Below are 7,397 nucleotides of genomic sequence, written 5' to 3' on the forward strand. Positions count from 1 at the left end.
AGGTTCGCGAGGATCCGCCGCGCGCTCGCCCCCGCCCCGCAGTCGATCAGGCCGGCGGCGCTCCCGCCGTCCACCGCGTAGACCAGGCAGTCGGCCGGGTCGGTGATGCCCGGGCCCCCCACCAGGTACACCCCCGGAATCGCTGGTTGCGGCGTGGTCCCTCTTGCCATGGGGTTTCCTCCGTCTTCTTCGCCGGGCAAAGAATCCCGGGAGCATAGTCGGATCGGCGGGGCCCGCCAACGCGGTGGGCCGCGGGCCGGACTCGGTTTCGGCTCGCGCGAACTTCCGGGGAACCGCCTCGCCGTAAGGAGCCGACGGAGAGCCTCGGAGACCCCCCTTCCGTGCGGCTCGCCGGTGCCCTGCCGCGAAAACCCTCCGGATGGTAGCGGGCGCTACCGCCCGGGGCGGCGGGCGGCGCTAGGGTGTCACCATCGAACGGAACCCACGCCGAACGGAGGTGACCCATGCGCGCCAAGAACACCCTTTACACCCAGTTGGCCGAATCCCTGAAGGACCTGTGTTTCCCCATCCGGAGCCCCGGGGAGCTTCGCCGGGAACTCGACGAGCACGGCGTGGGGCCCGTGTGCGCCGGGGCGGTCTGCCTCGACCCCGACGGGATCTCCGAACTCCTGTCCCCCCGGGACTTCCTGTTCACGAATCCCACCCAGATCGCCCGGGTCCTGGCCCAGCGGGCGGCCGTCGCGCTCATGCCCGGGGCGTCCGGGTCGGGGAATCCGCTCCCCCGGTAGCCCAGGCTACATGCCGGGGCGGCGGGGTGCGGTAGCCTGCACACGGATGCTCTTGGACTCTCCCACGAAGGAGGACGACCCATGAAGGTGCTCGGCGTATCCGGAAGCCCGGTTCCCAACAGCAACACCGACCGCATCGTGGAGGCCGTGCTCGAGGCCACCGGCCTCGAGACCGAGTTCGTGAAGCTCAAGAAGTACGACGTGGCGCCGTGCCATGCCTGCCTGGGGTGCGTGGAAACCAACCGCTGCGTCATCCAGGACGACGGCATCGAACTGGCCGAGAAGGCCAAGGAGGCCGACGCCCTGGTGATCGGCGGTTTCACTCCGTACTCCAGCCTCGACGCCCGGACCAAGGCGTTCATCGAGCGTCTGTACCCGCTTCGCCACAAGCACGGCTTCCTGAGGGGCAAGCCGATCGCCGCCGTCGTCACCTCGGCCGTGCCCCGGGGCGCCGAGGGGCTGCCCCCGGCGGCGGATTTCGGGGTGGGCGCCATCAAATTCATGGCCATGGAGGAGGGCATGGAGTACGTCGGCGAGGTGGTCATGGACGGCAACGTGCCCTGCGTGAAGTGCGGCTACGGCAACGAGTGCGTCATGAGTGCCATCCCCATGCTCTACGGCCCCGAGGCGACGGTGGAGTCGGTGGGCATCAAGACCTTCGAAGACCGGGACACGGTCGTCGAAGAGGCCCGGGCCCTGGGCCGAAAGATCGCCGAGGCCCTGGCCCGGAAGAAGTAGCCGGTCGGGTCGCATCGCCCGGCGACCGGTGGCCCGCCGTCCCGGCCGGAAACGGTAGGCCCGGGGCGAGCGGGTCCCCCACCGGCCCCCCAAAGCGTGAAGGCACAATCTGGGCGGCGGGGTTCAGTTTTCCCTCCCTTGCGCCGCGGGCGCCGGGGCGAACGCGGACTGGTCCGTTACGAAAAGATACCGGCCCTTGGTTCGCACCCTACCGGTCTCCTTGAGTTTTTTCAGGGCCTTCGTGATGCTCACCCGGTGGGCGCCCACGAGGAACCCGATCTCCTCGTGGGTCAGAGGGAACGCGATGTTCCAGCCCCCCGGCACGGGGGTGCCCACCTGCTCCGCCACCGTGAGGAGGGTCTTGTAGAGCCGTTCCTCGAGGCTGGGCTCGGAAAGGGCCCCGAGTTTGCCGGTGAGGTAGTCGATCCGCTTGGCCAGGTTTTTGATCACCGCAAGCCCCACCTGGGGGTGCCGCTCCACGAGCCGCTCGAAGGTCGGCCGGCTGAGGCCGCACACGAGCGAGGGGGTGATGGCCGTGGCGAACACGGGGTACTCCCCCTCCTCGATGAACACGCTCTCCCCCAGGAGGTCGCCGGCCTTGCGGAACCCCAGGATGAGTTCCCGGCCGTCCTCGGTGAGCTTCCAGAGTTTCACCGCCCCGCCCTTGATCAGGTACATGGAGTTCGCCGCCTCGCCCTGGCTGAAAATGGTCTGGTTCGGTTCGTAGCGCCGGCGGACGAGTTCCTTGCTCACCGTCTCCCAGGCCTCGGGCGGCGCCCCCTCGAACAGCCACACGTGGCCGAAACACTTGGGGCTGAGTTCCACGCCCGGCCCGGCGATCTCGGCACACAGACATCCCGCCATGGTCATCTCCTCTCTCTGGGGTGCAGGTCGTTTCCCGAGTCCCCCCGGCTGTCGCGTCTTCCCCCGTGGCGCACAGCATGCCCGCGAAGGGGAACCGGCGGTGTAGCGGCGACTACACGAAGGCCTACGGCGCCGCCCTCCCTCCCCGGCCGGGGTGGGGTCCCTGAAAACCCTTCCATCGGTAGCGCCCGCTACAACCGGGCCCGAACGGCTCCGGTAGCCTCAAAGGCGTCCACACAGACCGGCCCGGGCGGGGTGAGCAGGGAGTTCAATCTACCACCCGGGCCCCAGACCGAAAGGAGAGTGTCATGGACGTGAAGGCCGAACTCCGAAAGCAGATCATCGAGGCCCTGGCTGGCGCGGAGTTCCCCATCGCCACGCCCGAGGCCCTGCTGGCCGCGTTCGGCGGACCCGACGCGACCTGCCAGGCCGGGGACGTGAAGCTCCGTGCCGGCGACGCGGGCACCGTGCTCACGGCGGCGGACTTCCCGTTCGCCAGCCCCGAGGCGGTGGCCGACACCATCCTGTCCCGCGCTCTGTAAGGGCACCGGAAAAAGGGGAGGGGCGCCTCGGCGCCCCCCTCCCTCGGACGGCCGTGACCCAGGAGGTGGATCGTGAAGATCGTGGCGTGCGAGATCTTTCGCCGGGAGGTGGAAGAGGTGGCCCCGGACGCGGTTCGGAACGCCGTCTGGATCGCCCCCGGCCTCCACGGCGACCTGGACCGATTGAAGGCGGCGTTGGAGGCCGAACTCGCCGGGGCGCAGCGCCCCCTGTGCCTGTTTGGCGCGTGCCACCCCGACCTGGACCTTCTGCTGGCGAGTTGCGGGGGGTGCCGCCTGCCGGGCAAGGACTGCATCGCCGCGTTTCTGGACGAGGACGAGCGCCGCGCCCTCGAGGACCGCAAGGCCTTCGTGATGTCCCGCGGCTGGCTGCGGCACTGGCGGGGGATTTTTCGGGAGGCCCTGGGGTGGGACGAGGTGGACGCCCGAACGAACTTCGGCCTCTACGAGTCCATCGCCTTACTCGATTTCGGGCTGGAACCGCTGGACGAGATGGAACTGCTGGAGTTTTTCGAGTACACCGGGACCCCGATCGAGGTGATCCCGGCGACCCTGGACCGGTTTCGTCGCGTGCTGGGCGAACTCCTGAACGGTTTCCCGGCCGCGGGCCCATCGTGAACCCACAAGGAGGTTTCCACCCATGAAGATTCTCGGCGTCTCCGGCAGCCCTCGGCGGGGGAGCACCACCGACCGGCTCGTGCAGGCGGTCCTCGAAGGGGCGGCCTGCGACACGGAGTTCGTCTCCCTGGCCGGCCGGCGGATCGGCCCGTGCATCGCCTGCCTCGGCTGCGTGGAGGACAACGTGTGCAAGGTGCGCGACGACATGGCGCCCCTGCGGGAGAAGGTGCTGGCCGCCGACGCCCTGGTGATCGGCGCCCCCAACTACTTCGGCCTGCTCAACGGCCTCACCCACTGTTTCCTGGAGCGGTTCTACCAGTTTCGCCACCGGGACCGGGCGCTTCTGGCCGGAAAGCTCGGGGCCGTGGCCAGTGTGGGGGGCCGGATGCCGGATCCCCCGGCCGAGAACGTGAGGGCCTTTTTCGCGGCGAACCAGATCGAGTACGTGGGCGCGGTGTCGGCCCAGGGACCGGCGAGCTGCTTCTCCTGCGGATACGGGGAGGGCTGCGACGCCGGTGCGGTGCGCAAGCTCTACGGCCCGAACCCCCGGATCACCCCCGAGACCACCCCGGACCTGGCGAAACAGCCCGAGAAGATCGAAGCCGCCCGGGCCCTGGGCGCCGAACTGGCGCGCCGCTTGAGGGAACGGGCGGCCGCCCCGTGAGGGGGGGCCGGCGCGGGGCTCAGGTTCGGCCCACCGTGCAGGTGGCCATGCACCGGAAGCAGAAGTACTGGAACCCGATGAACCCGGCCTGGTAGAGGCGCCAGTAGTGGGGGTCGCGGAGCATGGCCTTGCGCTCTGCGGGGTCGGCCTCGCCGAACTGGGTCCAGAACCGGATCGCCCCGGCGATGCCGTAGGGCTGGGAGTTCTTGAGGCACTTCATGACGTCGGTCTTGCCCTCCTCGTCCAGGGCCGAGGCCGGGCAGTTCTCCACGCACAGGCCGCACCCGGTGCACAGTTCCTCGGCCACCGGCGGGTCGGGTGGGAGTTCGGCCTCGGTGACCACCGCCGTGAACACGACCCGGCTTCCCAGCCGGGGGTGGATCACCAGGTTGTGGCGGCCGAACCGCCCGAGACCCGCGGCCACGGCGGCGTGGCGAAGCGACAGGTCGCCCACGGTTCCCTTGGTCTCGAGGCTCATCTCCAGGGGATACGAGGCCGGCACGGTGACGGCCCGGGCCCCGGTTTCCCGCTCGATGAACCGGGCGACCTTGTAGTTGCACGACCGGGAGAACTCCATGACGTCGAGCCGGCCGTTCATGGCGATCTGGGGGCTCGGGCTCTCGCAGGTGGAGAGTTCCCGGTAGGCCAGGACCACGATCGACCGGGCCCCGGGGAGGAGCCGCACCAGCGGCGGGGAGAGCGGGCTTCGATAGCCCGGGGCCGCCGCAAACCCCACGTCGTCCACCCCGGCCTCGAGCGCGTAGGTGCGGATGGCTTCCCTCATGGCGTCTCCTTCCGGCGGACTCGCCGCGCTGGGGCCACCGGGGGGCCCGGGGCCCGTCTCACGATCCCGGGTCGCTGGGCTCGGGCCGCGACGGGCCCGAACCGCCGAACCCCGGGGAGGCTTCAGGGTTCCGGCCTCGGATCCCGCGGCCCCCCGAGGGTGCCGAGCACCCATTCGGCCAGGGCATCGTAAACCTGGGCCGCGGCCTCGTCCACGTGGGGGGCGAGGCAGTCGGCCTCGACCCGCTCGAGGTAGGCCGACCAGGCCCGCTCCAGGGCCAGCGCCGCGCCGGCCCGCCGGGCGGCCGCCCCCGCACGTCCCCCGGCCCGGAGCCGGTCCCAAAGGCCGGTCCGGCGGTCCGAGGCCCCGGCGGTTCCCCGGAACAGGGGGATCCGCCGGGTGGCCGTGATCTGGCGGGAGAGCGCCCGGCGGTCGGGCGCCTCGCCCGGGGGGCGCCCGGCCTTCTCCAGGGCCTCGGCCGCCTCCCGGGCCAGGCTCTCCCCCGCCCGGGCCAGGGCGCCCCGGGCCTCCAGGGCCAGGTTTCGCACCGCGTTCACCCGCAGGGGTTCGGTCGCCGCGAGCACGGCCTCGATCCGGTCCCGGTAGTCGGGCGCGGCGGGGTCGAGTTCGGCCACCCGGGCCGCCCAGGCCCGGCGCTGGGGGCTTCGCCGCCGGCCGAACCCCCGGCCGAGTTCCGCGGCGATCCGTTCCTTCTCCCGCTCGGCCGCCCCGGCCATCCGCTCCGCGAGCCAGCCCAGGAGGGCATCGGCCGTGTCGGCCCGCCAAGGGCCCCGCCCGAGCCCCAGGGGCGTCGCGCCCCCGGCCGCGGCCAAGGCCTCCACCATCACCCGCCGGAGGTCCGCCCGGCACCGGGCGAGGACGAGCCGGTCCCGCTCGGCCTCCACCCGGGCCCAGAGCCCGTCCCGAAACGCCCGGAAGGCGTCCCGGAAGGGGGCCGCGAGGGGGGATCCCTCCCAGGCCTCCCGAAGCCGGGCCTCTCCGGGGGCGATGCGCTCGGGATCCAGGAGGGCCAGGCGGTCCAGGAGCCCCAGGAGGGCCGAGAACGCGGCGGGTTCTTCCCCCACCCCCAGGCCCCGGAGGTCCCGCTCCACCGCGCCGGCCACCCGGGCCAGGTCGGCCGGGCCCCGGAGTTCGGAGAGGTCGGCGTTCAGCACGAACCGCGTGATGGGTAAGAGCCCGTACCCCCGCAGGGCCTCCAGGAACCGAAGATCCGCCTCCCGCAGGCCCACCCGCCCGGAGATCACGTACACGATGGCGTGGGCCCCGAGAAGCGCCCGGTCCACCACGGCGCCGTGGGCCGCGTTCCAGGCGTCCACCCCGGGGCAGTCCACGAGAACAGCCCCCGCGGGGAGGTCCGGGGCCGGGATCTCCACCCGCACGGCCTCGAGAAACGTGGCCACCTCGTCCCGGGTGACCCAGCCCCAGAGGTCCTCGCCCAGGGGGAGGGGCTCGTCCCGGGGGGTGTCGGCGAGCCGGTCGGCCACGGCGTCGAACCCGCAGAGGAGCGCGGCCAGGGCGGTGCGGTGGGGGGAAGGGGGGCCGTCCAGGAGGGCGCGGGCCGCCGCCCGGTGGCCGGGGTTCCAGAGGTCCCAACGGCCCGGGCGGCCCAGGGCCTCGAGGTGGAGCGAAAAGGCCCGGTTCACGGCGGCTCGGGACCGCCAGGTGACCGTGGTGCCGGGCCGGTCGGCCGGAACGAGTTCGGTGACCTGGGCCGTGAGCACCCCCGACCCCCGGGGCAGGGCGTCCCGGCCCACGAGGGCGTTGGCGAGGGTGGATTTCCCGGATTTCACGGCCCCCACCAGGGCCACCCGGACCTCGGCGTCGGCGGCCCGGGCCAGGGCTCGGTCCACCTGGGCGAGCCAGTCCCGGACCCGGCCCCCGAGGTCGGGCCGCCGGGCCGCCAGGTCCCGGAGGCCCTGGCGGGCCTCCTCGGCCGCGGCCTCGACCCCGGCCCGGAGCCGTTCGGCCCGGGCCGATCGGACCGGGTCGGTCACGGGGCCTCCCGGTGGAGGGCCCAGGCGAGTTCGGACCAGAGTTCGAACCCGGCCCCTTCCGGCAACCCGGCGGCCGGATCCGCCGGATCCACCCATCGGTGGCCGGCGAGTTCTCCGTCCCCCTCCTCGGCGGTCGCGGGGTCCACCGTGAGCCGGCAGCACACCCCCACGTGGACCCGGCCCACGTCGGTCTCGTCCTCGTTGATGAGCCCCACCACCTCGAGGTCCCCGACCCACCGGGCGGGATACTCCTCGGCCACCTCTCGCCGGGCGGCCCGCTCCAGGAGGGCCGGACCGGCCTCCGCGCCGTCCGCGTCCTCCCGGTCGATGTGGCCCCCGATCCCCAGGCTCCAGAAGGCGTGGAGCCGGGCCTCGGTGCCCTGGCGGGGGTACACGAGCACCCGC

9 protein-coding genes are annotated in these 7,397 nt (G+C 72.6%); 5 read left to right on the forward strand and 4 right to left on the reverse strand.

Features of this window, described 5'->3' with window-relative positions; genetic code table 11:
- The first annotated feature begins 464 nt into the window (after positions 1 to 464).
- Together ACY0I8_RS14530 and ACY0I8_RS14535 are read left to right on the forward strand one after the other, a co-directional pair.
- The gene (locus tag ACY0I8_RS14530; RefSeq protein ID WP_461395328.1) at positions 465 to 749 is read left to right on the forward strand and encodes a hypothetical protein; all 285 of its coding nucleotides are present in this window, start codon (positions 465 to 467) and stop codon (positions 747 to 749) included.
- 81 nt (positions 750 to 830) lie between these two features.
- Positions 831 to 1,487, forward strand: a complete 657-nt coding sequence (locus tag ACY0I8_RS14535) for a flavodoxin family protein (protein ID WP_461395329.1) — start codon at positions 831 to 833, stop codon at positions 1,485 to 1,487.
- 123 nt (positions 1,488 to 1,610) lie between these two features.
- Here the strand turns inward: ACY0I8_RS14535 and ACY0I8_RS14540 are convergent, their stop codons facing one another.
- Positions 1,611 to 2,351, reverse strand: a complete 741-nt coding sequence (locus ACY0I8_RS14540; protein ID WP_461395330.1) for a Crp/Fnr family transcriptional regulator — start codon at positions 2,349 to 2,351, stop codon at positions 1,611 to 1,613.
- A 308-nt stretch (positions 2,352 to 2,659) separates the two neighbouring features.
- On the opposite strand from ACY0I8_RS14540, the gene ACY0I8_RS14545 reads away from it, so the two are divergent.
- The 3 genes from ACY0I8_RS14545 to ACY0I8_RS14555 all read left to right on the forward strand — a co-directional run bounded on the left by ACY0I8_RS14545 (position 2,660) and on the right by ACY0I8_RS14555 (position 4,193).
- The gene (locus ACY0I8_RS14545; RefSeq protein ID WP_461395331.1) at positions 2,660 to 2,893 is read left to right on the forward strand and encodes an MTH865 family protein; all 234 of its coding nucleotides are present in this window, start codon (positions 2,660 to 2,662) and stop codon (positions 2,891 to 2,893) included.
- Between the two features lie 72 nt (positions 2,894 to 2,965).
- Entirely contained in the window at positions 2,966 to 3,529 is a 564-nt protein-coding gene (locus tag ACY0I8_RS14550; RefSeq protein WP_461395332.1) for a DUF1638 domain-containing protein, read from the forward strand.
- A gap of 22 nt (positions 3,530 to 3,551) precedes the next feature.
- A complete protein-coding gene (locus ACY0I8_RS14555; protein WP_461395333.1) occupies positions 3,552 to 4,193 on the forward strand; it encodes a flavodoxin family protein in 642 nt (213 codons plus the stop codon).
- 19 nt (positions 4,194 to 4,212) lie between these two features.
- On the opposite strand, the gene ACY0I8_RS14560 is transcribed toward ACY0I8_RS14555, so the two are convergent.
- From ACY0I8_RS14560 to ACY0I8_RS14570, 3 genes are all read right to left on the reverse strand, one after another.
- Entirely contained in the window at positions 4,213 to 4,977 is a 765-nt protein-coding gene (locus tag ACY0I8_RS14560) for a 4Fe-4S binding protein (protein WP_461395334.1), read from the reverse strand.
- A gap of 122 nt (positions 4,978 to 5,099) precedes the next feature.
- The gene (locus ACY0I8_RS14565) at positions 5,100 to 6,992 is read right to left on the reverse strand and encodes a dynamin family protein (protein ID WP_461395335.1); all 1,893 of its coding nucleotides are present in this window, start codon (positions 6,990 to 6,992) and stop codon (positions 5,100 to 5,102) included.
- Positions 6,989 to 7,397: phosphoesterase (locus tag ACY0I8_RS14570; RefSeq protein ID WP_461395336.1), on the reverse strand; the 409-nt coding region annotated here is incomplete at its 5' end. The genes ACY0I8_RS14565 and ACY0I8_RS14570, both read right to left, overlap by 4 nt.

The organism is Deferrisoma sp. (genome assembly GCF_054681715.1).